Source organism: Moraxella sp. CTOTU48717 (genome assembly GCF_032057165.1).
GTDB classification, from domain to species: Bacteria; Pseudomonadota; Gammaproteobacteria; order Pseudomonadales; family Moraxellaceae; genus Faucicola; species Faucicola tetraodonis.
Map to the genome: position 1 here is coordinate 14,919 of NZ_DAMBBC010000011.1, position 26,984 is coordinate 41,902.

A 26,984-nucleotide genomic window follows, 5' to 3' on the forward strand; every position below is an offset into this window, starting at 1 on the left:
ATAGACACCCCGTTTTTTTCATATATACCCCACTCAGACCCACCCCTAAAATAAAAAATCTTGCGATTTTAATTCAAACTCAACCACATCATACACTTTGTCACCCACACCAAAATGCTGTTTTAACACACCTGTTTCGCTAAATCCCAATTTACGATGTAACGCCAATGACGCGGTATTATATGCCAGCACTTGCGCGGTGATTTTGCCAATGCCTGTGGTGTTGAAAATCCGTGCAATCGCCAAAACCCCCAACGCAAAGCCAAGCCCCTGCCCTTTTGCGCTATTAGGGGATAAATAAAACCCCCAACTGGCGGTTTTTTCATTCTGCCTTGATGAATTAGGATTTGATGAATTAGGGTTTGGCGTATGGGTATTTGCCAACTGCAGCCTCTGGTATTTATCCACCGTCATTTGGGTAACATTGACCAATCCCATCGGCTCGCCGCCTTTACTCCCATCCGTTTCAAAAACCAGCAAATGCACATTGGCACGGTCAAGCTGTTTGCCATACCACTTTTCATGGTCAGCAAGGGCAATTTCATCTTGCCCAAACATCCATTGGCGCACGTCAACGTGATTACGCCATTGCCAAATCATCTGGCTATCGGCTTGGGTCGCTTGTCTCACTTGACAATGTTGAAATTTTTGCGCAAATTCAATCCAGTGCGCAACCCGTTTCGCCCCTTGCCCATCGACCAACTTGGCAGATTGACGGCTGAATTTTTTATAATTGTCGGCCAGTTCGCTCAACAAGCGGGGCAATTGCTCATCCAATGTCGCCCTGTCAGTTACTACTTTGACCAGGTTTTTATCTGCCAACGCTTTGGCAATCACCTGCTGGTTATCGGCAAGCACGATCAGCACCATCGGCAAGCCCAAGCAACAGCGCTCCCAGGTGGTGCTGCCTGCAGCCCCAATCGCAAGGTCAGCATTTGCCATCAATTGCGCCATATTAGTCACATTGACAAGTACCGCACACGCAAAACTTGTGTGTTTGGCAAACCTTTGTACACTTTCGATATGCGGTGCGGTTTTGCCCATGACGACAGTCACGTTAAATGATTGCGTAGACTGGTGGATAAAGGTATTGAGACTTTGCAAAATCTTGAGTGTGATATTATCATTATCGACACCGCCAAGATTGACCAATATATTGTTGGGCGGCTGTACGCTTTTACGTCTATTTAGGCTCATCGTTCGCCAGCTGGCAAACTCATCACGTAATAGTGTATAACGTGTACCTAGTAGTCGCTGGCAATCACTTGGCACAAGCGGTTGATAATCTCCGTTTTTTCGCCCAAAATTTTGGTCGAGCAAAATCTCACAGTCGTGCGTTCTGTCGGCTAAATCGTCAATGGCTAAAATTTTAAGGTTTGGCAAAAGTCGTTTAGCTTGTTGCTCCCATTTTTCGCCAATCGCATAATGGTCGATAATCAGCCAATCTGGCTTTAACGCTTGCAAGATGGGTTTACACTCAGCAAAATCATCGCTTTCACTGGCGCCTAGCCACTCGCTATGGGCATGCTGTTTGATAAAATCTGCAATCCCACTTTTGGCTAACAGATGCACAGCAAAACCTTTTTGCCCAATCAAATCCGCCAAATGCCCGTCATGCTGACGACAAATAAACGAGATGTCATGCCCTTGCTGTTTTAACCGGTCAGCGAGCGTGAGACAACGCATGATATGACCGCTACCCATCGTTAAACTTGCGTCTGCTCGGACCACGATCTTCATGCTAGCGCCAATTGCGCTTGGTATAGACGCTCAGCAAATCGCCAATCATTTTCATCATCAATATCAACAACGCTGTATTTTGGCAACACATAGCCTAGGGCATGATTATGGATTTTATCCTCGCTGAGCCATGCTTCACGACTGCCCCAATAAAATTGCCCTGCGTCAAAATAAGCCTGCGTCAAATCTTGGGTTCTAGTAAGTTCATGTTGGCTAAACATGCTCGACACTTCACCGGCATCGCTTAATTTTAGTGAGCGTAATACATTGGATTCAAATTCTAAAACCGGAAAACAATACAAACTGTTGGATGACTGCCAACACTCAAAACTGTCGGTTAAATACTGCGATTTTAATAACGGCGTACAGGGGTATAGACAGCAGATATGGCTAGCTTTTGGCATGCTCTGCAGCACATGCCGAATCACCGCAGCAGTAGTGGCGTAATCATCGGCAAGCTCGGCAGGTCTTTGGCTGACAGTGGCACCATGGTGTTGAGCGATATCGGCAATAGCGCTATCATCAGTGGAGACAATAATCTGCTCAAACAGTTGGCTGTTTTTTGCCGTTTCAATGGCACGAGCCAGCATGGGTTTGCCACAAAAATCTTTGATGTTTTTGCGCGGAATGCGTTTACTCCCCCCACGCGCAGGGATGATACAGACCTTCATTATGCTAATGCCTGATAAATTGCATTGACCACTTGCGCTTGCGAGGCTTCGCTTAAGTCATAATATAATGGCAAACTAATCGCTTGGGCATAGTAGCTTTCGGCATGGGGAAAATCGCCTTGTTTAAAGCCCAGCTTGGCATAATACGGCTGGGTATGCACTGGAATATAATGCACATTCACCCCGATATTTTGCGCCCGCAAACTGTCAAACACTTGCTTACGCGTTTTGCCACTGTCCGCTGTTAGTTGAATAGGATATAAATGAAACCCCGAATAATTAGCAGGATTGCGATAAGGCAAAATAATCGGTAAATCTTTTAATAATTCATCATAACGCTTGCCAAGCTGATGACGGCGAGTGACAAAGTCATCCAAATAGTTCATTTGACTCACCCCCAATGCCCCTTGCAATTCGGTCATGCGATAGTTAAAGCCCAAATCAATTTGCTGATAATACCAACCACCGTCAGGTTCGTGGGTCATTAGATTGGCATCACGGGTGATACCATGACTACGGAGCAACTGCATTTTTTCCGCCAACACGGGGTCATTCGTTGTTGCCAGTCCACCTTCTGCGGTGGTAATGATTTTGACAGGGTGAAAGCTAAAGACGGTAATGTCGCTAAACTCACAATTGCCAATTGGTTGATTGTGATATTTGCCACCAATGGCATGAGAGGCATCCTCAATAACCTTAAAGCCATATTGTTGCGATAGCGCATGAATGGCCGCCATATCACAGGGTTCACCGGTGAAATGCACGGGAATGACTATTTTTGGCAAGCGGTTTTCAGCATCGGCAAGCTGTAACTTTTCTGCTAACGCGTTGATAGACATATTGAGCGTTAGCGGATCAATATCCACAAAATCAATGTTAGCACCACAGTACAATCCACAGTTAGCGGATGCGGTAAAGGTAATCGGCGTCGTCCACAGCCAGTCGTCTTTACCCTTTTCACCTTGACCAAGCCCCAATGCCAAACAAGCAATATGTAGTGCTGACGTCGCACTATTCACCGCCACGCCAAACTTTGCCCCCGTATAGGTAGCGACGCGTTCTTCAAACGCTGGTACTTGACTACCTTGGGTCAAAAAATCAGACTGTAGCACAGCGACCACGGAATCAATATCAGTTTGGGTGATATGCTGACGACCATAAGGGATAAATTGATTTGCCATAATATTTGCCCAAGGGGTTCGTTATTAAGTGGGTTTGTTATCAAGGGTTAGCGTTTAAATTTTACCAATTTTTGCTTTGTTGGTTTCAATCCATTCTTGGAGCTGCCCAGTTGTCATCCACTCACTGTTATTATCACTGGCGTACACAAAGCCTTCTGGCACCTTAACACCATCTTTGATACGCTCAGGCGTTTCATCCCAGCCATTAATCGCAGGCAAGATTTTAAAATGCTCAGGATATTCGTAGGTATGAAAAGAATCTTCGGCACTAATCATTTGCTCATGCAATTTCTCGCCAGGACGAATACCAATGATTTTTTGCTCAGCAGTGGCAGAAACGGCAGTTGCCAAATCTGGCATGGTCATAGAAGGAATTTTTTTGACATAAATTTCGCCGCCCACCATGTCGTCAAATGCATGCCAAACCAGCTCCACGCCTTGCTCAAGCGAAATCATAAAACGGGTCATACGCGGGTCGGTGATGGTCAGCACGCCACTGTCTTTAATTGATAGAAAATACGGAATCACCGAGCCACGACTTCCCATGACATTGCCATAACGTACCACCGAAAAGCGTGTGCCATGCTCCCCTGAATAGGCGTTGCCTGCGACAAACAGTTTGTCCGACGCCAATTTGGTCGCGCCATACAGATTCACGGGGCTAGATGCTTTGTCAGTCGATAAGGCAACGACTTTTTTCACCCCTTTATCAATACAGGCATCAATTAAATTCATTGCCCCGTTGATATTGGTTTTAACACATTCAAACGGATTATATTCGGCAGTGGGCACGATTTTGGTTGCTGCGGCATGTACCACATAATCCACCCCATCAAGCGCGCGATATAAACGGTCTTTATCACGCACATCACCGATAAAAAAACGTACACGCGGGTCGCCTTGATACAGTTTTGCCATTTCCCACTGTTTCATCTCATCACGCGAGAGGATAATCAATTTTTTGGGATTATATTTTTCAAGCGTCATCGGCACAAAGGTATGCCCAAATGAGCCTGTTCCGCCTGTCACTAGAATGGTTGAATTGGTTAACATAGTGCACTACCTATTATGGCTAAAGTTATTTGTCGCAGTTTATCTAGCCCCAAAACCTGTCAGCATGGTTTGAATGGTTTTGAGCACAATCAAGATATCTAATGCAAAAGAAATATGTTTAATATAATAAAAATCGTACTGTACCTTAAGCGCTGTCTCATCGGTATCACTAGCATAGCCTTGTGTGACCTGCGCCCATCCAGAAATACCGGGTTTGACGATATGTCGATAATTATAAAAAGGGATGGTTTTTTCAAAGGTTTTGACAAAACTTAGCTGTTCGGGTCTCGGTCCAATCAGGCTCATATCGCCTTTAAGCACATTCAAAAATTGCGGCAGTTCATCGATACGGGTTTTACGAATAAATTTACCGACTTTAGTCACACGCGGGTCATTTTGTTGCGCCAGTTTTGCCCCGTTTTTTTCTGAGTCAAAGCGCATACTGCGAAATTTATAAATTTTAAACAATTTGCCGCCTTGCCCGACCCGCTCTTGGACAAATATGGCCTTACCTGGACTTTCCAACCGTATCGCAATGACAGTTATCAGCGCAATCAGCAATACAAAAGGCGAGACCAATAAAATCGCTATAATATCAATCAGTTGTTTAAACCATAAATAGGTTTGCGATGGCAGCAATGAACCCAATTCGTTTTCATACAAATGATGAATCGGCAGACGACCCGTCAAAGACTCATACACTTGGCGATTATTATACACCGGTCTGCCCTGTAACGTTTGTTCGGTTAAAAATCGTTGCCAATCTTCATCGAGTGCAGGCGATGACAGGTCTGCTACTATGGCTTGCACTTTTTTGGATTGTATGGCATCCAAATGCGGCTTTTCAAGGCGCAGCCAATGGATTTGAAAAATCGCTTCAAAGTTTTGACAATGTCCCAGTGGAATATACGCCATATAAGGTTGATGCGCTTTTTGCTCAAGTAAAAATGATAAAAAGAAAAACACTACCCCGATTGCACCCGATAAGCCAAAATAATACAGCGAATACGGCAACCGAAAAACGATAATCACCATGCCTAGCAGCATCATCACCAACAATAAAGTTGGCAACACAAAGCTGATGGAGCGTTGACCTGGAAACTGGGTGAGTTTGCGCAGACCAAGGGTAACTAGCAAGACACCCAAGGTGGCTAACACCATACTATTAAATTCAGTAATGAGCCAGCGCCCCTGCAAAAAGCGCATTCGCCACATCAGCAAGGCGGGCAACACCACCACAACCAACCAGCCCACGATGAGGCGGAATACAAGATTTTGCCATAACAAGAAAATTACCCGCTGCATTATGGTTTAAGTCCTGTTTTTTCAGGGTTGGCGTCACGCCATTGTTGAAACTCACGGTATAAAGCTGCAAATGTCGCAGGATCTTGTTTGGCAAGGTTACCCAAATCGGTCTCGACATTGTCACAATCCGACAAATCTTTGACCATGACACAAGCCGCTTTGATATGGGTTAATGCCGCTTGCTTTTCACCTTTATAGGCTAACAACTGTGCATAAGCTAATATATTATACTGGGAAGAATCGGTATTTAGCACCTCTTCAAAGATGGCTTCTTTGACGCTTGCCTGATGGCGATTAATCGGCACTTGCATGGCAAGGATACGGTCATGATACGCGCTAAAGCCAAACACCTCATTTTGGTATTGAATGCCAACATCTTGGTTTAGATGATTGGTATGCTTGATAAAGCGATTATAATCCAAATAATTAAGATGAAAATATTGCCAAATATAGTAGCCTGATAACATTGCCAAACCAAGCATGACAACAGACAGGGCTTTTGTTAGTTTGGGTTGCCACACAAGTTGCCATTTGGGCTGATCAATCAACGCCAAAAATAAGGCAAAAACCGCGAGATAACGAAAATACCATAACGGGTATTCGACACTGGCATACAAGATACTGGCAATGACAAACGCCAGTGCAATCGCGCTTTCGCTACTATGGCGCAGATGAATCGCCCGCACCAGTAGCCAAACAATCGGTACAAAACAGAGCGCGCCTAACACCCCTAGCTCCGCCAAAATCATGGTGGCAAAATTATGCGAATGGTCGGCAATCTCTGGCCATTTAAAATATTGGGCATAATCAACGCTTGCGCCCATGTAGTTGTTCCAGCCGACCCCGGTGAGCACATGGTCATGAAATATCATCATGGCGCGTTCGCTCATCGCCGAGCGGTTCCCCTGCCCGCCCGCCATACGGCTCACCGCCCCAAGCTGATTGGCGCTGCTATAATTACTAAGCCAGCTTGCGCCCATGTAGTACAGCACAAATACGACAAGACCAAAAACGCTAGCCGATAATTTGCTTTTCCACGCTATCGGCTGGGTCAAAAAGAAAATGGGAATCACCGCCAGCATCATCACCAGACCTGCCCGACTTTGGGTCAAGGCAAGTCCGATGGTAAATATCACAAACAATACCATCAAGCCAAACCGCGCATATTGTCGGTATCGACCCATCAGCCACTGCGGTGCATTTAACCTTTCTTGAAACGACTGCTGCAGTTGATAAATCACCCCACACAGCGCCAGCACAAACGCGTAGCCTGCGTGATTGGCTTGTCCAAAGTTGCCGTCATAGCGTCCGCCATTGGCGTTACCACGCGCAATCACCCAGCCTTTATAATCAATCTGATAGCCGCTCATCTGCATCATTTGAATCATAAAGGTGATGATTGCCATGAGATATACCGCAATAAACAGGCGGTTTAATAAATTCGCTTTATTGTCAATGTTTGTCCCAACGACCGCGGTCAATGCCACCACCAGCAAGCTTGTCACGGGGAATATCAGCGCATCGGGGTAAGCGATATAGTTGAATAGTGGCTGACATACAATCAATAGCGCTAGCAACAACCAAGTAAGTACAGATTTGCTAACCTTTGTAATCGGGTTTTGCCAAAAAAAAGCCGCGATTGCCAAACTCACAAACCCAAATGCGGTGGCATTGACGACAAAATCTCGACCGAGCGGCGAGTGCCAAGGCATGAGGTACGTCAAAATGGCTAAGCCCATCCATAGGGTAAATAGACGAATATCTTGATTGAGGGTTTGGTTTGATGTCGATAGTAGCATGGTGTTTTTCGTGGGCTTTAAACGCAAAAATGCTAAACGGGGTAGTTTAGCATTAAAATTAATTACACACTATAATTTCACTTCCTCACCAAAAATAAAAAGGGCTAAAACTTAGCCCTTTTTATAAAACACTTAAACATTTATAGTAACTGTATTATATACTTCAACTAGAGTTATTTAGTCGTAGAAGTCGTAGAAGTTGTAGTAGGATTACGACATTCCGAAGGTACATATTTATACATAGCTTCAGTAGTAGAACATACCCAAGTTACATTACCCCCTGTATAAGTAGGTGTCATAGTAATAGGAACTGATTTTGCTGCTTCCGTAGTATTAACTAAGATTACGCCAGTACTATCAGTACACGTAGAGGATGCAACATTTTTTGTTACTCCGCCAGCAGTAGCATTAATCAGTTTAACTCCTGAACAGTTACCGGTACTAGGAATACTAGTACCACCAGCATTCATAATATTTTCTGATACAGTGGCTTTCATCGAAGCAGCAGTTGAAACTGCTTCTGTAACACGTGCACGGGTAGTGTAATCAGTATATGCTGGAATAGCAATCGCAGCCAAAATACCGATAATCGCGATAACAATCATTAATTCGATAAGGGTAAAACCTTTTTGAGCGTTCATAATGAACTCCTATTTTTGAGTGTATAAAATGGATAACCTAATCATATAGTTAATTATATAGCCTGTCATCCAAGTAAATGAGTCAATCTGCAAAGTTTGGCTAACCATCACTTTGCCTTGGTAATACAATCACTGCAGTTTGTGTGCCAATTTCTTTTTTTAGCCAAGTTAACAATAATATGCCTTCTACTTGGCGACTAATTTCACACTGACTTAATATACCAAAAATTATTTAAGCGTAAAGTTTTTTTAACCATCACAATTTATTCATCTATCCATATGTTATTGTCAAAGATATGACAATCTTTGTCAGTATTTTATGTCAACCAACATGAATGTTGTCCATGCTGCCAAAAATTGTTCAATGTCTAGCTTGATAAGCTAGTTATTCCACTCTTGACCTGTACCACATGAGGTATTTCGGCATTTTATCCCTTGCGCGTTTAGCGTGAGCGTACCATCATTTGCCATCTGCGATGAACTAATAGGTGTGGCTGTAATTGTCCAACGGTCAGTGAGGGGGGTGGGTGCTAGGGTGATAGTATATAATGCTGTACCACTTCTAGGGAAACTCCCATCTAATCCTGTGCCTGCGTTCGTGTAACTGCCTTGTGCCAGTTTACGTGATTCAATTTGCGAGGCGATATTTTGCATCTCTGTCATCATATCAGTGCGTTTGGTTTTGATGACGTAGCGTTGATAATTGGGATAAGCAATCGCCGCCAACACACCGATGATAGCCACCACTATCATAAGTTCAATTAGGGTAAAGCCTTTGTTGGATGTACGGTTCGCTGTTATCATTAAAGTTACCATTTTACTGACCCTGTTTCGTTACATGTAGCTTCTAAGCTAAACGTCGACGATTTATTTTTACATTGGCGACCTGCACTAGTCATTAGTAGTCGTGACGCCCCATAATTTGCCAAACTTTGGCTAGGCTCTGCAAACATCACCCAACTAGCGCCTGTTGCACTATCGACTGTAGTCGCTGAATCCGAGCCTACCAGTGTAATTTCTTTACTAGCCGTACTGCTCCCGTCCAATACTTTGATAGTGTACCGCGTATTGGTACTATCAGGTACATTAATGATTTTGTTGTTGGCATCAAATGTATAACTTATCGAGCTACCAGTCGCTTTTTGGGGCATAAATCCTTTATAAGTCAATGCCTTGCTGCGCCAACGTTCTAACTCAATTTCAAGTTGCTTCATCCGCGCTTGGGTTTGAGCTTCAGCATTCTTGATGGTATATTGGCGATACGATGGTATCGCAATAGCTGCTAAGATAGCCACCATCGCTACTGTTACCATCAATTCGATTAAGGTAAACCCTGACTGCACCTGCCGCATAGTGATTCCTTTATCTGAAAGTCTCATACCAAGTTCTAGGTGTTAGCGTATAGCGTTCTCTATACAGATACTCAGCTGCTGAGCCATCGCCGCCTTGCTGAGTGATTAATGTATTGCCACCAGCCAGTTGATTACTTTTTATCAAACTACTATCTTTGCCGCTATCTGTGCCATAATCAAAGCGATTATTGGCTCTATCTGCCAAGATGACATTACCAATCAATAATCGGATATTTGTTTTATTACTGCTATAAGGTCCCAAAGTCAACTCTTGAATGCCTTGCCCAGCCCGCAAAAATCCGCCTGTACCTGTTTTAGAATCGGCATCGGTACAGATACCCCATGGCAAGCAGTATAGTTCTCTCTCTGAGCCTCCCACTACTTTAGCAGAGCAAGGATCGGCTGTACCATAAGACATATCTGGATTGTAGACGGTCGTGTAGAGCATACTATTCACCACTTCGGACTTGCCCACCCCTTTGTTATACAATACATTACTATAGCCATCAAATCGCGTTAGCGGATAATACCAGCCTTTTTTGCTACCCGATGTCATATTGCCAATTGCTGTGGTACGAGTAGCACTTGGCACAGGTATGGTAGTACCTAAAGCCGTTGGTATATTGGTAAGGTCACTATCACTCAGGTCAACAACAGTCTGTTTGTTGGTGTTGGTGGTCGTAAAATCTTTGGCAAAGAATATACTGTTTGCCTTGGTGATATCAGTATCTATAAGACCATACACACGATCAGCATTAGTGCTACTTGTACGTATTTTTGATAGTGGAGAACTGCGATCACCTGAAATGACGTTTACTAGCGCAAACAACGCATTGTTTTTTTGCTCATTCCTATAAAAACTCACCACAGGACGCTCATATAGGCGAAGGTTGAATTTGGCATTGGTATTGGCAGTGATGGCACCTGTGGTATTGGCGACAGGATAAATTGGTTGTAACAAGCGAGTAATACGCTGCCCAGCAAAGCCCGTCTGTTTAGTACCGACATAGTTACCACTCGAATTCTTTTCATAGATGCTATCACCTGCGTTGGTGAAATCTGCACGGAACACTTGCCCTGCCAAGTCTGCAAAATAAATATGATCAACAAAGCCATCATTGTTGCGGTCTAGTGTGGTAATACCACCTACAATGCTACTATTAAGATAAGGATTGGTGGTGTTCGCGCCTACACTGTTAGCTGACTTAGTAGCCGACCAAATAAGTGCCCCTGTTTTGGCATTTATCATATAGACGGCATTGCCCGCAGTTTTGGTCGTCGCTTTGGTCTTACAACTGTCTGACCAGACCTTGATATTTTTACGCGAGCCTTCGGCAAGGGCTGCATCGGCTGTTGCTTCGGCAGTAGTTGGCGATGTGGCGCCTACTTGAAAGTCTTGCGCTTCATAACAAGGATCATAGCCACCACCAAAAATCAGCACGTCTGTCCCCGTATCCGTGCTGCTCGTTGTGGTCTTAATTTTTGCTTTGGTAGGTTTTGACCAAATTTGTCCCATATCAGCAAATCCAGCGGTCGTTGGGGTGATATTGAACACAATACTAGGCGTACTATAATTGTTCAGATTAAGTCCATAGAGTCCTGTACCACCCAACCTTAGCCCACCATACGCAAAAACACCTTTTTGGGTACTGCCACTACCTGAGTTATCAATATTGACTTTTTTGTTGGAGAAGTCATATTTGTAGTCGGCTGTGACTAGCCAAGGGGCATCAATCCCTGCCACGGGAGCACCAATGCTACTAGAGGTTGTCGAGTTAATTTTCGTTGAGTCTTTTTCAAGTGCATACGGTTGGTTTTGCAACATAGTACGAGGAATAAAAGCAAATACCTCTTTACCGCCATTGCCATTACCATAATTATCGGCATTCACCAGATGCAGTGCGCCTTCCATCGAACCAAACAACACATAGTCGTCTCGGGTATCAGTAACGCGCCCATCATCATCTAGTGTCGCTGAGTAAGAAACGGCGGTTGGTGCTGAGTGCAGCGTTGCCCCTACTACCTTTGTGGCAGATGTAGCATTATCAGCAGTAGTCAGTGTCAGTCCGCTTAATTTTTGTACATCTGTCCCTGTGGTAGCAAAGGATACATTGCTAAAACCCAAAAAATTAAGGAGCTTTGCGACGTTATCAAGGGAGTAAGTACTGGTGTCATTAAATGTGTTACTGGTAGTGATTAAATTGCCATCTAGGGTCAACTTACCGTTGGTATTGACCGCAAATTTCCGTAACTTAGTAGTGGCTGCGCCTGTGGCTATTAAATCTTCAATATAAAGTGTGCGCACTGAGCTCACTCCTGTATTTGGGGTGTTTAGCTGGGCATAATAACCACCTGACGTGACTGAGTTATTACTATTTTGATAGTCTATATCGCTCCATAAGTCTTGAGTAGTCTTGACTAGGTTGCCTGCCGCATCGGAGAATAATGGCTGTTCATTTTTGCCATACAATGTACCTTGATTTAAGTTATATTTCTTGACATTGCCTGGCCAGATAGCTCTTGCTTCGGCAACTTTTGCTTCGACCATTGGGTAATAGGCGACTGCAAGTTGACTATCAGCACGGTAGGGGTCATCAGGGATGGTTATGGTGCCTGATGGAGTCGCAGGAATGGTTTGATTAAGGTCACTGACAAAGTTAACGATACTATTAATGACATCTTCGGTGGATTGGGCTGAGTAAAAGCCGCCTTCACCATAGCCGCCTACCCCTATTGACAATAAGGGATTGGATTTAGCGCCCCAGTTACAAGTATTTCGGATATCACCACTTGGCAAAAGACTACAATTAAAGTATTTGGCAGTTTTATCTTGATATAAATAGTTGCCTGCAGAATCTTTTACCGGTAGAGCAGTCACTTGATCCAGTACAGGCATTTTTAACGTTTTTAAAATATCGTTATAGGCAGAAACATTATAATCCGAACCAAAACCTACCACTGCTGTTTTAATATTTAATCCCATAGGGTTGCTGGTTTTAGTGCGCAATGCTTTGGCAAAAACACTAATCGCATTCCAGCCTGAATCACTACTACCAGTGAGCGTTCCTGTAGAAGGAATATTGAAATCATTACCTTTGCTGCCTAAGGCTAGTTTCATAAGTCCACTAGGATCACTGTTGTTATTGGGCACACCGTCAGTCAGGAAATAGATGCCTTGTCCATCGCATTGGGAATTTGTGCTACTTAATGGGGTTTTATATTTATCAGAGTTTTTTGCATCGGCATATGAGTTGGGAAAGCCACTATCCGAACGGGTACCCATATAATAGTTACCATTGTATCCAGACAGTGTACCACTACTGCCTTTTACAGTTGTACCTTGGATGAAATTGGAATACCAACCCTTCCAATTATTACAAGTTGCACCTACCCAACTATCACATTTAGCGTAATTATTATTACTTCTCACAAAATATAGTTGGCTATATAAGGCAGTTGTTTCACCCATCATATAGCCACCTGCTTCTGCATAGGCATTGGCTGAAGGTGTGCCATTGTAGGCTGTCAATCCGGCAATCGCGTCTCTTATCTTTTGACGCTGTGTATCATCTAGCAATGCTGCTGGCACTAGGATTTTACCACTGATACCATCTGCGGTGAACGCTTCATTATTACTATCACTTTGTGTTGAAAATTGTCCAATTCCAATTGAGACTTTATTAGAATCTAAGGCAGTGCTGTCCATTAACGTAAAAATAGCATCTTTGAGCCTCGTAATACGGTCATAGAATTGCTTGTTTTTATAAAAGTAATTACTAGTATTAGTCAAACCTGTTGTAGTGGGGGCAGCTTCTAGTGGAATTTTACAATCTGTTTTGGAAGTAGAACCATCACTTGTACTACCACATTGAAACCACTTGCCTGAGGAATCTTTATAATAGTAGTAGTTAGGTATATTATTCGTAACCTTGCAAAAATAGCGTTTATAACTTGGTGTAGTTGTTGAATTTTCATAACTATAAGAGGAATAAGTCACACCACTTGGTAAATCACATGCCTCATAACCCACGTTTGACTGTGTAAGCCCCATACTTCCAGAGGTATCAAGCATCATAGTAATGGTAACTTTACCACCTTCAGCCGCCTTATAAATCTCCAAGTCCCCAACATTTTTTTGAACCACATCTGCCTGTGATAGTGGCATGATACCGATAGATGCCATCGCCACCACTAGATATTTTAGTGATGGTAATAACCGCTGAACAGAAGACGGATGACGCTTAGTAATTTTCATATTATCAATCCTTTCTTTATAATCAAACCTAGGTCAACGAAGGCTTTCATCATGACAGCTGACACGCTGTGTCAAGCGAGCCTCTGCCATAAGTGATACATTTGATACCTTCGGAGTTGTTCTCAACGTCAGCTTGCTCATATAACATCTTGGTTGGTGTACCTGCATCATGCAAACAAGTTAATAGTGGAATCTTACCATCGGCCATTGGCACACTGGACTTGGTAAGACAACTGGTATTACTACTATCTTTGGGTGGATTAAAAGCTGGCAATACGGAGGTGGCACGAATATTAAATTTAAATTTTTTACTAGAGCGGTTTTCTACTTCTTTGCCAATCACCACATTGGAGAATACTTCATCATCATTCGACCCTACTGGTATTGATACGCTCATCTGTGTCATTACCGTATGGCGGGCACTGGTGTATCCTGCTGGGCTGTTATAATCACAGATACCATTATTAAGACCACTCCATGTCCCACCTGTGGAAGTATAAATAGTGGCATTACTGGTCAAGTATTTGCGCGTACGCGGGTTATAACAATAGATGAACTCATTGCCTTGGTTGTCTGGGTTTAGTAAAAAGTGTCCAAACACACCCGATACGCTCATTACATCTTTATACTCTTGCGAACTAGGGCTGCCATTCAGCATATTTTCTAATTTTTGATTGGCACTGTCAGAAGATTGTAATAAAAGTGTGTTGATTTGGTCGGCGGTTGCTGTCTTTAAATCAGTACTACTACGGCGGACTGCCATCACACCTGCCAACATAATTAGCACCAAAAATAATAACACCACAATCAGAGCCGCTCCTTGCTGATTAGGGCGATACAGCACTACAGGTGGTTTAGCGAGTTTGGTATGGCAATGATTGGGCATACTGGTCGGCATACTGTACATCTCAAGTTGCTAAAAAACGGCTGAAAATAGGATAAATAATGGTGAATACTAAGGCGTCACACTAATAACACGGGCATTGCGTAGTAGTGTGGTTGACTCATAAGTAGTACGTACCAATTGTTTGCGTGTGGTGTCTGTTTTTAACTCATGGGTTTGACCTAATAATGTAAAGCTAGTTTTATCACTACTACCTACAATAGGCGTACTACCTCTCACTATCAGCCCAACACGCACCGCCACAATCGATGGATGCGGTGATGTTGTAAGACTGATATAAGTAGAGCTTGGCAAGTACATGATTCTATTGGTTGCGTCTTGAACACCTAATAACACTTTAAATTGATCGACACCCGTAATCAGTTCATTACCACCCGTTTTATAATTTGCACTTAAATCCGTAATCGTTGCACCATCAATTCTACCTGCATCACACACCAAGGCAAGATTTTTGACTGCCCCTGTACTGGTGTCACCCGTCACTTGTCGCACAAAATAGCGCTCAATCACTTTTGTATTTGGAGGGATATCTACGCTTTCACAATCTGACATCGTTTGCCCTGTGGTATTGGTAAACTGTATAGTCAGTTGGTCACTATTGATATTATTAATATTTGAAGTACTAGTAAACCCTTTATCACCTGCGGTATGCGTCAAAAAAGGGAGTATTATTGTATCAGTCACCCCTAGATTTTTTAAGGATAACACGATACCGCCATTTTCGGTGGTATCCGTTATTTTATTTACTGAGTTTCCAAGGTTTGCCAAACGTATGTGAGCTTCTAACTGCTGAAGTCCAAAAATACTAGCATCTTGCAGCTCACTGCCACTTTTTTGTGTTGTAGTCGTTCTGACATTGGTTAGATAAATTTGGATAACGGCAGCCGATATCAGCAATCCTAAGACAATAGAGATCATGAGTTCGACAAGGGTAAAACCTAATTGAGGCGTGTAGTGACGATTAGAAGTCAACATCATCAATAAGCCTCCAGAATAAAGCACTGTGCACCAGAGTTGTAAACACCATCTGTATTGGCACAGTCATTATTGCCCGATCCTAATGTCGCTGTAGTTGTACCCCAGCTAGTTACAAAACATTGACGCGCCTGGCCTGAGACTGTTCTTGTCGTAGTGACAGTGCCAACGGTCGTAGTAGTGGTTGTTGTACCCGTGCCTGGACAAGTCACCATTGAGATAGTTAACTCATTATCATTCGCATATTGCTTTAGCGTTAGCGCATCTTTCGTCGCTGTTTGGTTTATCGTACAAGGCGTTGGGACAGTACTATTGTTTGTCATACAACTATCTTTGGTAATAGATGTGCCATCCACTATAATAGCAGTGGTCACCGCACTTGAATTTAATGCATCACTAAATTTAGCGATGCCAGCAGGATTCGCTCGCATCATTTCTGCGCCACCCCGCATGACAGTTAATGCTCGGGTACGCATCAAGCTCTCATCGGTAGCTTTGACTGCGGTCATCTGCATCGCAGTAAATCCAAGCACCGCGATTGCTAACAACATCAATGCCACCAGCACTTCTATTAAGCCAATGCCTTTTTGTGAGTTCATGAACACGTCCCATTTTTGCTAGTGACAATATTACTGCTTGCATCGACCATGATGGTATATTTATCAGACCCAGCGCCATAACACACTGAAAAATTGGTCGAGCTATCTGTGACAGTGCCCGTTCCGGTGTCCCCTTGGTAAGCTTTTTTATAAGGGGTAAAACTAACTGCAGTTAAGGCACTCGGGCTAGCGGTAATCGTCAAATTTTTGTCTAGCGTATAGTCAGACAGCATTTCATCAGCATCTGTTGCCGACCTTTTTACATACAATACAGTGATTTTTTTGCTTGATGAGCTATTGGTTAGCACTACCCTAGTAGATCGCTGAGCAATCATTGCTTGGGTTCTTGCATCTTTTAGCGCAGCTTCAATGATGTTTGCCCCATCTTTGATTCTGGCTTGCTGAATCTGTCGTTGCATACTAGGTGCTGCCATCGCCGCAATGATAGCTATAATTGCAATGGTGATGACAAGCTCAATCAGCGTAAAACCTTGGTCTCGGTCACGATGATACTGTCTTTTCAAAACTTTCATCACGATACCCACCCATACCCCTTGATAAACGACCTATCATACCATGTTTACTAGCACAAACCATTCTAACATTAAAGCAAAAAACATACCTATTATCGCAGTATTTTTGTTAATTGTCATACCTAAAGCTTACTACCCATAGTTTACCTGAGCCACTTATCGTTGCTAAGCGAATTAGGACGAAAGGGCGCTCACGTATTATCAAATCATTTTTAGCTTAGTATTTTAAAGAATCCTTCCAATAACCCACTGGTAGCCCGCCTTTATCTGCGAGCTTTAACGGTATGGCGTTGCAACTTTGGTCGCAAAACAGTCACAAGCAGGACCTAATGCAAAACCTTACCATGCAAGACTGAATACGCATGAATATGGGAAGATGGGTGATAATTCGTGAGTAGATTAGCCAATTCAGACAAGGTGGCGCCTGTCGTCACCACATCATCAAACAAAATCAAATTTTTGCTAGGAGGCATATCTGTTAGAGAAAACGCATCTTTGATATTATCCAAACGCTCCTCTCGGCTTAGCCCCTGCTGGTGAGGTCGCTCGAATCGCTGCACACCCGTAAAAACAGGGATTTGCCAATGAAAGCTTAGATAAGCGGTTAACATGGCAAGCGGATCGAAGCCGCGTTGCCGAATGCGCTGTAAACTTGTTGGCACTTTAATAATTAAAGAGTTTTTGGAATGACAACCTTTGGGAATATTAAGCTGTCTGATAGCTTGAACCAAAACGGGCAGATGATGTAACTGCTGCCCATTTTTGTACCCAAGCATGATTTGATTGAGGGGATATTGATAGTAGCTGCTGGCTACGCCACGCAGTGACGTTTGGCTCAATTGCAAAGTAAAGCATGACGCTGACCATGCAAACCGGCTATGGCATGGCTGACAAAGAAATTGCTGTCGATTGAACCAATGGTCATGATGACGCGGTGCTAACTTATCAAAGCCTGCTGCAGCGCAGTCATTGATGCCACATAGTTGGCAACGGTGATGAGCTTTCGCTTGATATACCAGCGCCATGGCAAAGGGCAATCGCCACCAAGGCAAGGGGGCTATGATTGCCATAAACGCAGTTAAAGCCCTTTAAAATCATTGAACATGATACCAATACCAACATTGGTGCTCTTATGATTATAGTCTTGGATATTTTCACCATAGCCATGGAATACTTGTAAAATCGCTTTCATGCCGCCTGTCAATGGATAGGCGTAGTCCACCTGTATAGCGCCTTTATTGGTACTTGGATTATAACGCATCACACCGCCGACTGTGCTTTGGTCATTGAGCGGATACAACCAACGCACATCGCCATAGCCCATGTAGTCCCCGATATCTGGGTTATCCGAGTCTTTACTGTTTTCATATGCGATGAGCCACAGTCTTGGAATCACGGTGAGTTTGCCCCACTCCGTCCCTGCCATCGCATAGATACGATTCCAAGAACGGGATAACGGGTCTGATTGTCCATTTGATTCATGCACGAGCCCCGCGCCTAACATTCTTAATGACCCATTTCCAGGCAGATTACCCTTGATAGGCTGTGTCAAAAATATCTCTGGCTGATAATCTGAGCTGCGAAAAGGTCTTGAATACTTACCATTGTACACCTGCCAATAAGACTGCTGGGTATAGCCAAGCCACACATCGGCATTGGTATCAAACACATCTTGGGCAAGCTTGGTTTTCATTGAAATTTGCAGCTTGCTATCTAGATGCTGAAGAGAATCTTTCGATGCGCGAACATGATCTTGGGTGGGTGAATGAATATCATAGTTTGGCGTCGCGTTGTACCAAAGCGGCATGACATACATGGGCAAATGTGGACGTATCGTCAGTATCCCTTTGGGATCATTTTTATCCAAGTCATATAACACACTCAGTGGCGTATATTTTTCCACATCCGTTGCAGTCACCCCCACTTGTTTTAAGATGGTTTTGTCAAGCTTGTTGGGTACCAAATGATCCAGTTTTTTTTGCTCGTTTTTAGTGGGAGTCGTGACGGTTGTCGTTTGATCCACGGCTAACACGGGCACTGCTTTACCTTCTTTGATACTCACTTTCAAGGTTTTGGCAATATCAAGGGGCGCCTTGGCTTCGGGTTCGATTTTACCAACGCTTATCTTGTCAAAACAAGCCAACCGCGCGATATTGTCAGTGATTTTTGAACAGGTTAGCAGCGTTTGCTCGTCGACAGGAATAACGGTTGTTTTTATTAAAGTTTTTGTTGAATCTTGTGTTGAGGGTTTTGTTGCATTTTTTGCTGAGGATTTTGTTGAAGCTTTTGTTGAAGTTTTTGCCTGCGCCGTTGCTGTAACTGTTAGTGTGGCTAGTATAGCAAGCGATAAAGCGGTACGGTAAAGCGTAAGTTGTGACATAGGTTGACCTTCTTACAAAAATATCGTTCATGATAGCAAAAATTGATGACAAATAGTTAACAAATGCATAATAATTTTTAACAGTAAAGTAAAGTTTCAATCAACTATTGGCTCGTCAATTATTGGTATTTCTATGGGTGCTTGTATGGGTAATTCTAATGATACTGCTGACCTTGATACTCAAGCCAACCGTCTTGATGACGGCTAGCGGGGTCACGGTGTGTCCAATGTACAACGCCACCTTTGTCGTTATAAATATATTCACCATAAAAACGAATGGGATTTTTGGTTTTGATATCCTCGATGCGCGGTGCCAAATCAATATTATGGGCAATTAACACCGTGATGTTTGGGTAGTTATCAATTTTGACCAAAAATTTTTGATGCCGGCTACCCTCATTATCGTCTTTTAGCACTTTAATCACCGTACCGCATCCTAAAACTTGTCGTTTAACGCTGGGATTTTTGGCTTGATAAGCTTGATTAATGACGGCGTTGTTGCATTGAATATTTGTTGCCTGACGTTTTTTGTCAGTATAACTTGCTGAATTTTTAGTCGTCTCTTGATTGGACTTTGAGTTCGCTAACGGTGAATTTGGGCTTGCTAACTGGCTATTTCCGCTTTGGTTTTGGCTTTGATTTTGGCTTGGCTGTTGGTCGGCATTGCCTGCATGGGAACACCCAGTGACAAAAATTAGCATCCCGAAAGTTAACGGGATGGCTATAGACTTTGCTAAGTGATAGTTCAATTTTTATTTAACCTTTATGGTTGAATGGGTCAATGAATCATTTGACTGAGTTTTCTTGAACTGAGTTTTCTTGAACTGAGTTGTTTTCTTGAACTGAATTTTCTTTAACTGAGTTTAGAGTTAATTTAATTGGGACAAAAGTTGCTCAAAATCAGAGCGTTTGACTGCACCGTTTTGTCTTGCTACCAGTTGACCGTTTTGGTAAAACAACAATACAGGCGGACCGAACACGGCTAGTTGTTTATAGATTGCTTGGCTATCCGCCGTATTGTCAGTCACATCGAGTTTGACAACTTGCCAGCTGGCTAAACTTTGCGGCGGGTTGACAAAAAGTGTTTTATCCATGATACGACATTCAATGCACCACTCTGCGGTGACATTGACGACTAGCTTTGGATATTGCGTAAGCAAGGGTTCAAGCTCTGACAGTTTAGTGATTGTAATCGTTTGGGTGGTCTTTGTTGCCGTGAATGCCGATTGCGCTGAGGTATTCACAAGCTTGTTAAGCGGCTGCCAACTATCTTGACTACCTGAGGCAGTGCCTATCACAAGACACGCTGACCAAATCCATGCTAGCAATGCTAGTGCTTGAGTGAGTAATTGACCTTTTTTGCCCTGCCAGCGCCACAGCCATAAGCCAATCACAGCAAACCACAGCGCCCATAGCATCAGCATCCAGCTTGATAGCCATATACGCTCTATCATCAATAAAGCGACGCCAAATAACAGCAAACCAAAGCTAGTTTTGACCCAGTTCATCCACTCGCCTGCTTTTGGCATAAAATTACCTTGGGTGGCGCCCAGTAAAATGAGCGGTGTGGATAACCCAAGCCCCAATAAAAACAATGCGGCAAACCCCATCACAGGATCACCCAGCGCTGCCACACCTGCCAACGCACCTGCAAGGGGTGCCGTCACACAAGGGGAGACAACCAGCGCAGAGAACAAGCCCGTCAAATAACTACCACTTAAGCTACCCAGTCGATTTGCCCCAATTTGGCTGATTTTTTGGAACTTAACACGAAGCGCATGCGGCAGTTGCCAGCGAATGACATCCAACATGTACAGTCCAAGCACGATAAATAGCCCTGCAAAAATTAGCAAAATAACAGGGTTTTGTAGCCAGTTTAATATACCCAAAGATTGCCCAAATAACGCAATCACTGCGCCCAAAATGCCATAACTGGTGGCAACACCCAAACCATAACTGCCCGTGAGTAATAACCCTTTTTTGGCAGATGGACGATGTTGACGGGCAACGATATTGGCTACAATCGGCAGCATAGGTAACACACAAGGGGTAAAAGCTAACCCCAATCCCGCTAAAAACAACAGCAATAACGCAACACCGCTATGCTTGGTCAATCCAAAAATATCTTGATTGCTAGCGCTAGCTGTCAAACTCGTTGCCGCCGCCGATGCAGCCGCGGGTTTAGTCATGACAGTTGTTTGGACAGGTTGAGACGATGCCATAGATACGACAGGGGCGGATGCCGTTAACTGCGCTGTGGTTAAGACATCGGTGGCTGAAGCATCGGTCACTGGGGTCAATGCGACTTGCTGCCCCGCTGCGGCTGTACTGCCACCGGAAATCGCTGGTTTGGCAGACGGTGGGCTAGTTGCCTCATCGACGGTTTTAGCAGGGGTCAAGCTAGCAGATTGCTGAGTCGTTGTCGGGGCGGCATCGCTGGTCGTCGCCACAGTATTGGTGACTTTTGCTTGGGCGGTTTTTGACGACATTGCGTCTGATTTTTTTGCGCCATTTTTGGTGGAAGCGGCCAATTGGGTGATGACAAATTTGGTCTTTTCAGGGGGATAGCAAAGCCCTACTTTGGCACAGCCCTGCCATTTGACTGTAGCAGGTTGTGAGGTGATTGCTTGATCCGCGCTCAAGGTGGTTGTGGCAGTAAAGGGTTGTTCAAACACAGGCACCCGACCAAAATCCGGGTCATCCACGTAGGTCGGTGCTGCACTAAATTGTAGCGGCGTCGCTGTTACCCCGTCAGGCAATTGTAAGGTTAACTTATCCCGATACGCATAATAGCCTGCTTTGACATCCACATGAATGGTCACTACTTGCCCTTTTTGCTCAGTATAGACTTTAAAAGCCTCATATACTGGTAGCGGCTTGTCTTTGACGGTCAAGCTGGGATTGTCACTGCCGCCAAAAACCTCGCTTAAACTAATCGCTTGCGCGCTTGGCATAGTGAGGCTAGTGACAGCCAGTAGCGTGCCAAGTAAAGAGGCATGACGACTCACGGTTCGAAAACAAGATAAGGGCGTGGGCATAGGGGGTAGATTTTTCAAAGATAACTTCTCATACGTTTCAAATTCATAGGTTTTAAATTTATACGTTTCAGATTTATACGTTTCAGATTTATACGTTTTCAGCCACGTAATTATACTATGACGGCTAATTTTAGCTAATCCCTGTCCAAAAACCTAGCAAAAAAAATCAGAGTGCGTGACTCTGATTTCGTTAACCCAGTAACAGCACTAAACTATAGCTTAGCAAAAATGTCTGCGTCTTGTCCTTCGCCGCCTTCTTTGCCATCAGCCCCCAATGAGAATAAATCATAGGTTCTGCCTTCGGTACCTGGGATAACGTATTGTAGCTCATTATCCCAGCCATCTTTCGGGAAACCGCCTTTAATATACCCGCCCTCTGGCCAGTTTTTGGCGCCTTGTGGTGGCTTATTTAAGGCTTCTAAGCCTTCTTGGGTGGTGGGATAGCGACCATTGTCCACTTTAAACATATCAATGGCATTTGAGGTGTTGGATAAAGCCGTTTCGGTGGTTTTGACGCGGGCTTTGTCACTTTGACCCACCACTTTGGGTACCACCAGACCTGCCAAAATTGCCAAAATGACAATCACCACCATGACTTCAATTAAGGTAAAACCCGCTTGACGATTTTTTGATACATGAGCACAACACATACGAATTTCCATTTTTTAGATTTTTAGCGCTTTTGATAAGGTGTTAGGATTTTACACGGCTTTTTTGACAATTTGCATACCGATTTGGTTAATTTTGTCGGATGATTTAGCCATTAATTATTTAGCGATTAATTATTTGGCGGTTTTAGGGTTTACCCTGCCAAATCATTCATATTGATAATCGGTAGCATCACTGCCATCACAATGGTCATGACAATCACGCCCATCAGCACCAACATCAGCGGCTCAAGTAGCGACAATAGCGTGCTAATCATATTGGTGGCTTCATTTTGCTGCATCGCTGCTGCACGCGTCAGCATGTCATCAAGCTCGCCTGAATTCTCGCCGCTTTTAATCATTTGTACCATCATCGGCGGAAAATAATTACTGCGCTCAAGCTGGCTTGATAGGCTCGCGCCTTCGGTGACTTTTTCTGTGGCGCGCGCGATGGTATGTTTGATATGGGTATTGGTAGTGACTGCCGCGCCGATGGCCAGTGCTTCCACCAATGGCACCCCTGAACGTACCAAAATCGCTAACGTACTGGCAAAACGTGAGGCGTTCAGATTTCGCGATAATTTACCAAAAACCGGTAACCGCAAGACAAATTGGTCAAAAGTGGCTTTGCCTGCCGCCGTTTTAATAAACTTCACAAATAAAAAAACCCCACCGATTAGACCACCTAATATCAGCCACCACCATTGGGTTAAAAGATTAGACAATGCTAACACCACTTGGGTGATCCATGGCAGCGCTTGCTCAGATTGTTCAAACACTTTGACAATTTTTGGCACGACAAAGCTCATCAAGCCCATCACCACTGCCACTGCCATCATCAGCAAAATTATCGGATACACCATCGCGCCTTGTACCTTTTTTTGCATGGCAAAGCGATTTTCGGTGTAATCGGCTAACTGGTTTAAAATCAAATCCAAATGCCCTGAGCGCTCACCTGCGGCAATGGTGGCGATATAAATTGCTGGAAAATTACCGGAGTCTTGTAGCGCGCTCGCTAGGCTATAGCCTTCCAATACTTTGGCACGCACGCCATGCATCAACGCTTTGACATGCGGTTTTTCGCTTTGTTTGGCAATCGCTTGTAACGCTTGTTCAATCGGTATCGATGCTGCCAATAACACCGACAATTGGCGGGTGATTAATGCCAAATCATACGCACCCACCCCTTTTTGCCACAATCGGTTGCGACTGACATCGGTTTTTTGTACAGGTGAGACTTCGACAGGCAGTAAATTTTTATCACGCAGTTGTTGGCGGATTAGCCTAGCAGAATCGGCTTCAAGAATACCTTGGTGTGACTTGCCTTGGGTATCCATGGCTTTGTACTGAAATGCGGGCATGTGAGTTCCCAACGGGTAAGATTAGCGTTATTTTAAAGGCTTAATAGGCTGAAATAAAGACTCGTTTTCATTGGAATCATATTGTACCAACACCGATAGCTCATCGCGCAAGTCTTGTTTGTTAAAGCTATTGACCTCAGTAATCAGCATTTTCTCGATTCGTTTGTCAACGGCGTATTCACTGATTTGCGCACAATAGATGGCTAATTGATAAACTTGCGCTTTGAGCGACTCATCGAGTGATTGCAATAGTCTCACCAATTCTGCCACATTGATGACTTGGTAAGGGTAATTGGGAATCGCTGCCTCTTTTAATGGGGTGACCGAATAGTTGACACCGAGATGGGCAAAATAATAACAACTAAATAGATAACCTAAAATATGCCCCACAAAATAACCCCGGTCATTGTGATAGCATGCCACCCCCAAAAACTGAATCACGGTCGCCGCCAAACTATGCTCAAGACCGCGAAATTCAGCTGATGATGGCATCAAGCCTACGGTTGGCAGGTTCATTAAATTTTTGTTTTGGCTGACAAGCTGCCAACCAATCGGTCGCTGCGGCGGTAAATGATGGCTAATGGACATCACCAAATCATCAACAATATGTAAATTATTGAACAAATGCTGCAGTTGCATCAGCCCAACATTATCGCGCATATTTAAGTATTTGGCGACTTGCAGTTTTTTAGTTTCAATAAACTGGGATTTTTTACTGGAGATATAAAATAACAGTTGGTTGGGATGGGAGTGCTCAAAATACTGGGTCACCGCGTTTTCTTGGGCATGAAACACGGCGGTGTATTGACTGGTAACATCCATTGGGTTAATACCACGATGGTCCATCGCAGGGTCTTCTGGATTGGGCTTGATGTGCAAGCCATGTGCTTCGACAGGTTGACCTTTGGTAGTTGAAGTTTCCATGTTGGCAATCACAGCTGATAATATATGGGACAGTGCTTGTCACTATATCATACCCCTGTCGACATAACCTAACAGATATTGCTATGAAAATAGACTGATCATTCTTAATTGCGATAAAACTCGCTATAAGATATAAAACTTGCTATAAAAATGGGAATAACCACAAAACCGCAGCAAACCTGCTTTTTTGTGGTTACTCAGGGTTCTCGACTACTGACTCATTCCTCGCTCAAGCTGTCAGCAAAATGCACATCATCGGTTCGAAACGACTGGCGATATTTTCGTGGTGACATTTTATAGACGCGTTTGAATGCTTGGCTAAAGGTACTATCGGAGGCATAACCCACTAACTCACTGATACGGCTGATGCTATTTTCTTGTAGCCGTAAATAACGCGCCGCAAGACGAAGTCGATAGTCCGTTAAATAAGTCAACGGCGGCACCCCCACCACCTCACGAAAATGTTCGGCAAAACTACTGCGTGACATCCCGGCGACTTCAGCTAGCTTATGAATGGTCCAATTGGTTTCAGGTCGATCATGCATGACTGCCAACGCCTTGGCAAGGTAAGGGTCTTTCACAGCTTTTAGCCAATTATCTGTCGCTTCAGGCAAATCCTCAATATAGTTGCGCACACACTCAATCATCAAAATACTGGCGATACGATTGATAATGGTCATTTTACCAAGTCGATTCTGCTCAGACTCTAATGCCAAAAATTTGACACCCAACTCAAGCATAATCATTTTTTGCTCATCTTTTGATTCGCTTTCTGGCAAAATTTCTGGTAAAGCGCTGAGTAACGGGCGCGTAATCTCTCGATCGTAATGGCATACAATCGCCACCATTTCAGTTGTTTGCGCTGGCTCATCACCTTTGCTAGAAATCGCAGGTTTACCCAAGTTGATAGTTTCAACAGTCTGGTTGCTTAATAACGGGGCAATGTCAATTGATGGGATATCCGATTGCCCCACACCACAAACAAGGTGTTTTTTGCCGCCTGGCACCATGACCACATCGCGCGCGTGTGCGTTGCGATATACATCATCGACCTTAATACTGATCCCACCTGTGGTAATCAAATAAAACACGATACAATCTTTTTTATCTAACTCAAACGACCACTCCCCAGTGGCGTGTATATAGTGATACTGAGTTTGATACAAATGTATATCTTCAAGCAACATACTGAGTGCATCCATTAATTTTTCCTAAGTTATTAACACGGCAATTTAAAAAAAATGCAACATAAACTACAAACTAGCTAACTTACAAGTCAAACTTTGGTAATTGGACTTGAGATAAAAATTTAAAGACGTATACATAAACCGTCATCCTCGTTATCAGCAATCATATCATCTTTTACAGGCGCTGCTGGTTAAGTTTGAGTCCGTAGGGCTACTAAAATTCAGTGTTACAGGCCGCAAAAATGCTTTATTTTTCAACGATTTCAAAGGTAGTGGCATAACAGGTAATAATAATTAGTGGACACTTGTTATGGGTTATACACTAGCGGTAGGATATTTGGGTGTTTAAGCAAATAAATAAGTAAAGAAATAGCTAAGCAACTAAACCTAATCAGCCAAATCAGCCATTTGGCTTTTTTTTGATTTTGATTTATTATCA

General features: G+C 43.6%; 22 protein-coding genes. All 22 read right to left on the reverse strand.

All coding sequences use genetic code 11. The features are described from left to right. Positions 1-45 precede the first annotated feature (45 nt). Positions 46-1,740 carry a UDP-2,4-diacetamido-2,4,6-trideoxy-beta-L-altropyranose hydrolase gene (gene pseG / locus RT084_RS07790; protein WP_313098964.1) on the reverse strand — a complete coding sequence of 565 codons (1,695 nt, stop codon included), beginning with the start codon at positions 1,738-1,740 and terminating at the stop codon, positions 46-48. Further along, positions 1,737-2,411, reverse strand: coding sequence for a pseudaminic acid cytidylyltransferase (pseF, locus tag RT084_RS07795; RefSeq protein WP_060994599.1), 675 nt, complete (start codon positions 2,409-2,411; stop codon positions 1,737-1,739). Before pseF ends, pseG begins: the two co-directional genes overlap by 4 nt. Next, complete coding sequence (gene pseC, locus RT084_RS07800) at positions 2,411-3,592, reverse strand: UDP-4-amino-4,6-dideoxy-N-acetyl-beta-L-altrosamine transaminase (RefSeq protein WP_313098969.1); 1,182 nt, start codon at positions 3,590-3,592, stop codon at positions 2,411-2,413. Before pseC ends, pseF begins: the two co-directional genes overlap by 1 nt. Positions 3,593-3,646: 54 nt before the next feature. Further along, complete coding sequence (gene pseB / locus RT084_RS07805; RefSeq protein WP_007115167.1) at positions 3,647-4,645, reverse strand: UDP-N-acetylglucosamine 4,6-dehydratase (inverting); 999 nt, start codon at positions 4,643-4,645, stop codon at positions 3,647-3,649. Between the two features lie 39 nt (positions 4,646-4,684). After that, positions 4,685-5,950, reverse strand: a complete 1,266-nt coding sequence (locus RT084_RS07810; protein WP_313098973.1) for an exopolysaccharide biosynthesis polyprenyl glycosylphosphotransferase — start codon at positions 5,948-5,950, stop codon at positions 4,685-4,687. Then, on the reverse strand, positions 5,950-7,749 hold the full coding sequence (locus RT084_RS07815) for a PglL family O-oligosaccharyltransferase (protein ID WP_313098976.1): 1,800 nt from the start codon (positions 7,747-7,749) through the stop codon (positions 5,950-5,952). The genes RT084_RS07810 and RT084_RS07815 overlap by 1 nt, the downstream gene beginning before the upstream one ends. Before the next feature lie 173 nt (positions 7,750-7,922). After that, positions 7,923-8,390, reverse strand: a complete 468-nt coding sequence (locus RT084_RS07820) for a pilin (RefSeq protein WP_312385848.1) — start codon at positions 8,388-8,390, stop codon at positions 7,923-7,925. A 381-nt stretch (positions 8,391-8,771) separates the two neighbouring features. Further along, entirely contained in the window at positions 8,772-9,194 is a 423-nt protein-coding gene (locus RT084_RS07825; RefSeq protein ID WP_312385847.1) for a type IV pilin protein, read from the reverse strand. A gap of 5 nt (positions 9,195-9,199) precedes the next feature. Further along, on the reverse strand, positions 9,200-9,742 hold the full coding sequence (locus RT084_RS07830; RefSeq protein ID WP_312385846.1) for a type IV pilin protein: 543 nt from the start codon (positions 9,740-9,742) through the stop codon (positions 9,200-9,202). A gap of 10 nt (positions 9,743-9,752) precedes the next feature. Continuing rightward, entirely contained in the window at positions 9,753-13,997 is a 4,245-nt protein-coding gene (locus RT084_RS07835) for a pilus assembly protein (protein WP_312385845.1), read from the reverse strand. 49 nt (positions 13,998-14,046) lie between these two features. Next, positions 14,047-14,895 carry a pilus assembly protein PilX gene (locus RT084_RS07840; RefSeq protein WP_312385843.1) on the reverse strand — a complete coding sequence of 283 codons (849 nt, stop codon included), beginning with the start codon at positions 14,893-14,895 and terminating at the stop codon, positions 14,047-14,049. Between the two features lie 57 nt (positions 14,896-14,952). Then, a complete protein-coding gene (locus RT084_RS07845) occupies positions 14,953-15,879 on the reverse strand; it encodes a PilW family protein (RefSeq protein ID WP_050325839.1) in 927 nt (308 codons plus the stop codon). Continuing rightward, the gene (gene pilV / locus RT084_RS07850) at positions 15,879-16,475 is read right to left on the reverse strand and encodes a type IV pilus modification protein PilV (protein ID WP_312385840.1); all 597 of its coding nucleotides are present in this window, start codon (positions 16,473-16,475) and stop codon (positions 15,879-15,881) included. Before pilV ends, RT084_RS07845 begins: the two co-directional genes overlap by 1 nt. Then, positions 16,472-17,008: a GspH/FimT family pseudopilin gene (locus RT084_RS07855; protein ID WP_144918136.1), complete on the reverse strand. Its 537-nt coding sequence runs from the start codon at positions 17,006-17,008 to the stop codon at positions 16,472-16,474. Before RT084_RS07855 ends, pilV begins: the two co-directional genes overlap by 4 nt. A gap of 326 nt (positions 17,009-17,334) precedes the next feature. Then, positions 17,335-18,078: a ComF family protein gene (locus tag RT084_RS07860; protein WP_313098986.1), complete on the reverse strand. Its 744-nt coding sequence runs from the start codon at positions 18,076-18,078 to the stop codon at positions 17,335-17,337. An 8-nt stretch (positions 18,079-18,086) separates the two neighbouring features. Further along, the gene (locus RT084_RS07865) at positions 18,087-19,388 is read right to left on the reverse strand and encodes a phospholipase A (protein ID WP_312116522.1); all 1,302 of its coding nucleotides are present in this window, start codon (positions 19,386-19,388) and stop codon (positions 18,087-18,089) included. 155 nt (positions 19,389-19,543) lie between these two features. After that, positions 19,544-20,089: a DUF3465 domain-containing protein gene (locus tag RT084_RS07870; protein WP_313098990.1), complete on the reverse strand. Its 546-nt coding sequence runs from the start codon at positions 20,087-20,089 to the stop codon at positions 19,544-19,546. A gap of 168 nt (positions 20,090-20,257) precedes the next feature. Then, positions 20,258-22,426: a cytochrome c biogenesis protein CcdA gene (locus RT084_RS07875; RefSeq protein ID WP_409519594.1), complete on the reverse strand. Its 2,169-nt coding sequence runs from the start codon at positions 22,424-22,426 to the stop codon at positions 20,258-20,260. Between the two features lie 212 nt (positions 22,427-22,638). After that, positions 22,639-23,088, reverse strand: a complete 450-nt coding sequence (gene gspG, locus RT084_RS07880; RefSeq protein WP_203172166.1) for a type II secretion system major pseudopilin GspG — start codon at positions 23,086-23,088, stop codon at positions 22,639-22,641. A gap of 140 nt (positions 23,089-23,228) precedes the next feature. After that, positions 23,229-24,434 (reverse strand): type II secretion system inner membrane protein GspF, encoded by a 1,206-nt coding sequence (gene gspF / locus RT084_RS07885; protein ID WP_201665962.1) that lies wholly within the window; start codon positions 24,432-24,434, stop codon positions 23,229-23,231. Between the two features lie 27 nt (positions 24,435-24,461). Beyond that, positions 24,462-25,358, reverse strand: a complete 897-nt coding sequence (locus RT084_RS07890) for a hypothetical protein (RefSeq protein ID WP_313098997.1) — start codon at positions 25,356-25,358, stop codon at positions 24,462-24,464. 218 nt (positions 25,359-25,576) lie between these two features. Further along, the gene (locus RT084_RS07895) at positions 25,577-26,560 is read right to left on the reverse strand and encodes an AraC family transcriptional regulator (protein WP_313098999.1); all 984 of its coding nucleotides are present in this window, start codon (positions 26,558-26,560) and stop codon (positions 25,577-25,579) included. Between the last annotated feature and the right edge of the window lie 424 nt (positions 26,561-26,984).

Bases quoted from the DNA above. Each gene is read 5' to 3' on its own strand.
- pseG (WP_313098964.1), bottom strand. From the start codon at position 1,740: ATGAAGATCGTGGTCCGAGCAGACGCAAGTTTAACGATGGGTAGCGGT.
- pseF (WP_060994599.1), bottom strand. From the start codon at position 2,411: ATGAAGGTCTGTATCATCCCTGCGCGTGGGGGGAGTAAACGCATTCCG.
- pseC (WP_313098969.1), bottom strand. From the start codon at position 3,592: ATGGCAAATCAATTTATCCCTTATGGTCGTCAGCATATCACCCAAACT.
- pseB (WP_007115167.1), bottom strand. From the start codon at position 4,645: ATGTTAACCAATTCAACCATTCTAGTGACAGGCGGAACAGGCTCATTT.
- RT084_RS07810 (WP_313098973.1), bottom strand. From the start codon at position 5,950: ATGCAGCGGGTAATTTTCTTGTTATGGCAAAATCTTGTATTCCGCCTC.
- RT084_RS07815 (WP_313098976.1), bottom strand. From the start codon at position 7,749: ATGCTACTATCGACATCAAACCAAACCCTCAATCAAGATATTCGTCTA.
- RT084_RS07820 (WP_312385848.1), bottom strand. From the start codon at position 8,390: ATGAACGCTCAAAAAGGTTTTACCCTTATCGAATTAATGATTGTTATC.
- RT084_RS07825 (WP_312385847.1), bottom strand. From the start codon at position 9,194: ATGATAACAGCGAACCGTACATCCAACAAAGGCTTTACCCTAATTGAA.
- RT084_RS07830 (WP_312385846.1), bottom strand. From the start codon at position 9,742: ATGCGGCAGGTGCAGTCAGGGTTTACCTTAATCGAATTGATGGTAACA.
- RT084_RS07835 (WP_312385845.1), bottom strand. From the start codon at position 13,997: ATGAAAATTACTAAGCGTCATCCGTCTTCTGTTCAGCGGTTATTACCA.
- RT084_RS07840 (WP_312385843.1), bottom strand. From the start codon at position 14,895: ATGCCGACCAGTATGCCCAATCATTGCCATACCAAACTCGCTAAACCA.
- RT084_RS07845 (WP_050325839.1), bottom strand. From the start codon at position 15,879: ATGATGTTGACTTCTAATCGTCACTACACGCCTCAATTAGGTTTTACC.
- pilV (WP_312385840.1), bottom strand. From the start codon at position 16,475: ATGAACTCACAAAAAGGCATTGGCTTAATAGAAGTGCTGGTGGCATTG.
- RT084_RS07855 (WP_144918136.1), bottom strand. From the start codon at position 17,008: ATGAAAGTTTTGAAAAGACAGTATCATCGTGACCGAGACCAAGGTTTT.
- RT084_RS07860 (WP_313098986.1), bottom strand. From the start codon at position 18,078: ATGGCAATCATAGCCCCCTTGCCTTGGTGGCGATTGCCCTTTGCCATG.
- RT084_RS07865 (WP_312116522.1), bottom strand. From the start codon at position 19,388: ATGTCACAACTTACGCTTTACCGTACCGCTTTATCGCTTGCTATACTA.
- RT084_RS07870 (WP_313098990.1), bottom strand. From the start codon at position 20,089: ATGCTAATTTTTGTCACTGGGTGTTCCCATGCAGGCAATGCCGACCAA.
- RT084_RS07875 (WP_409519594.1), bottom strand. From the start codon at position 22,426: ATGCCCACGCCCTTATCTTGTTTTCGAACCGTGAGTCGTCATGCCTCT.
- gspG (WP_203172166.1), bottom strand. From the start codon at position 23,088: ATGGAAATTCGTATGTGTTGTGCTCATGTATCAAAAAATCGTCAAGCG.
- gspF (WP_201665962.1), bottom strand. From the start codon at position 24,434: ATGCCCGCATTTCAGTACAAAGCCATGGATACCCAAGGCAAGTCACAC.
- RT084_RS07890 (WP_313098997.1), bottom strand. From the start codon at position 25,358: ATGGAAACTTCAACTACCAAAGGTCAACCTGTCGAAGCACATGGCTTG.
- RT084_RS07895 (WP_313098999.1), bottom strand. From the start codon at position 26,560: ATGGATGCACTCAGTATGTTGCTTGAAGATATACATTTGTATCAAACT.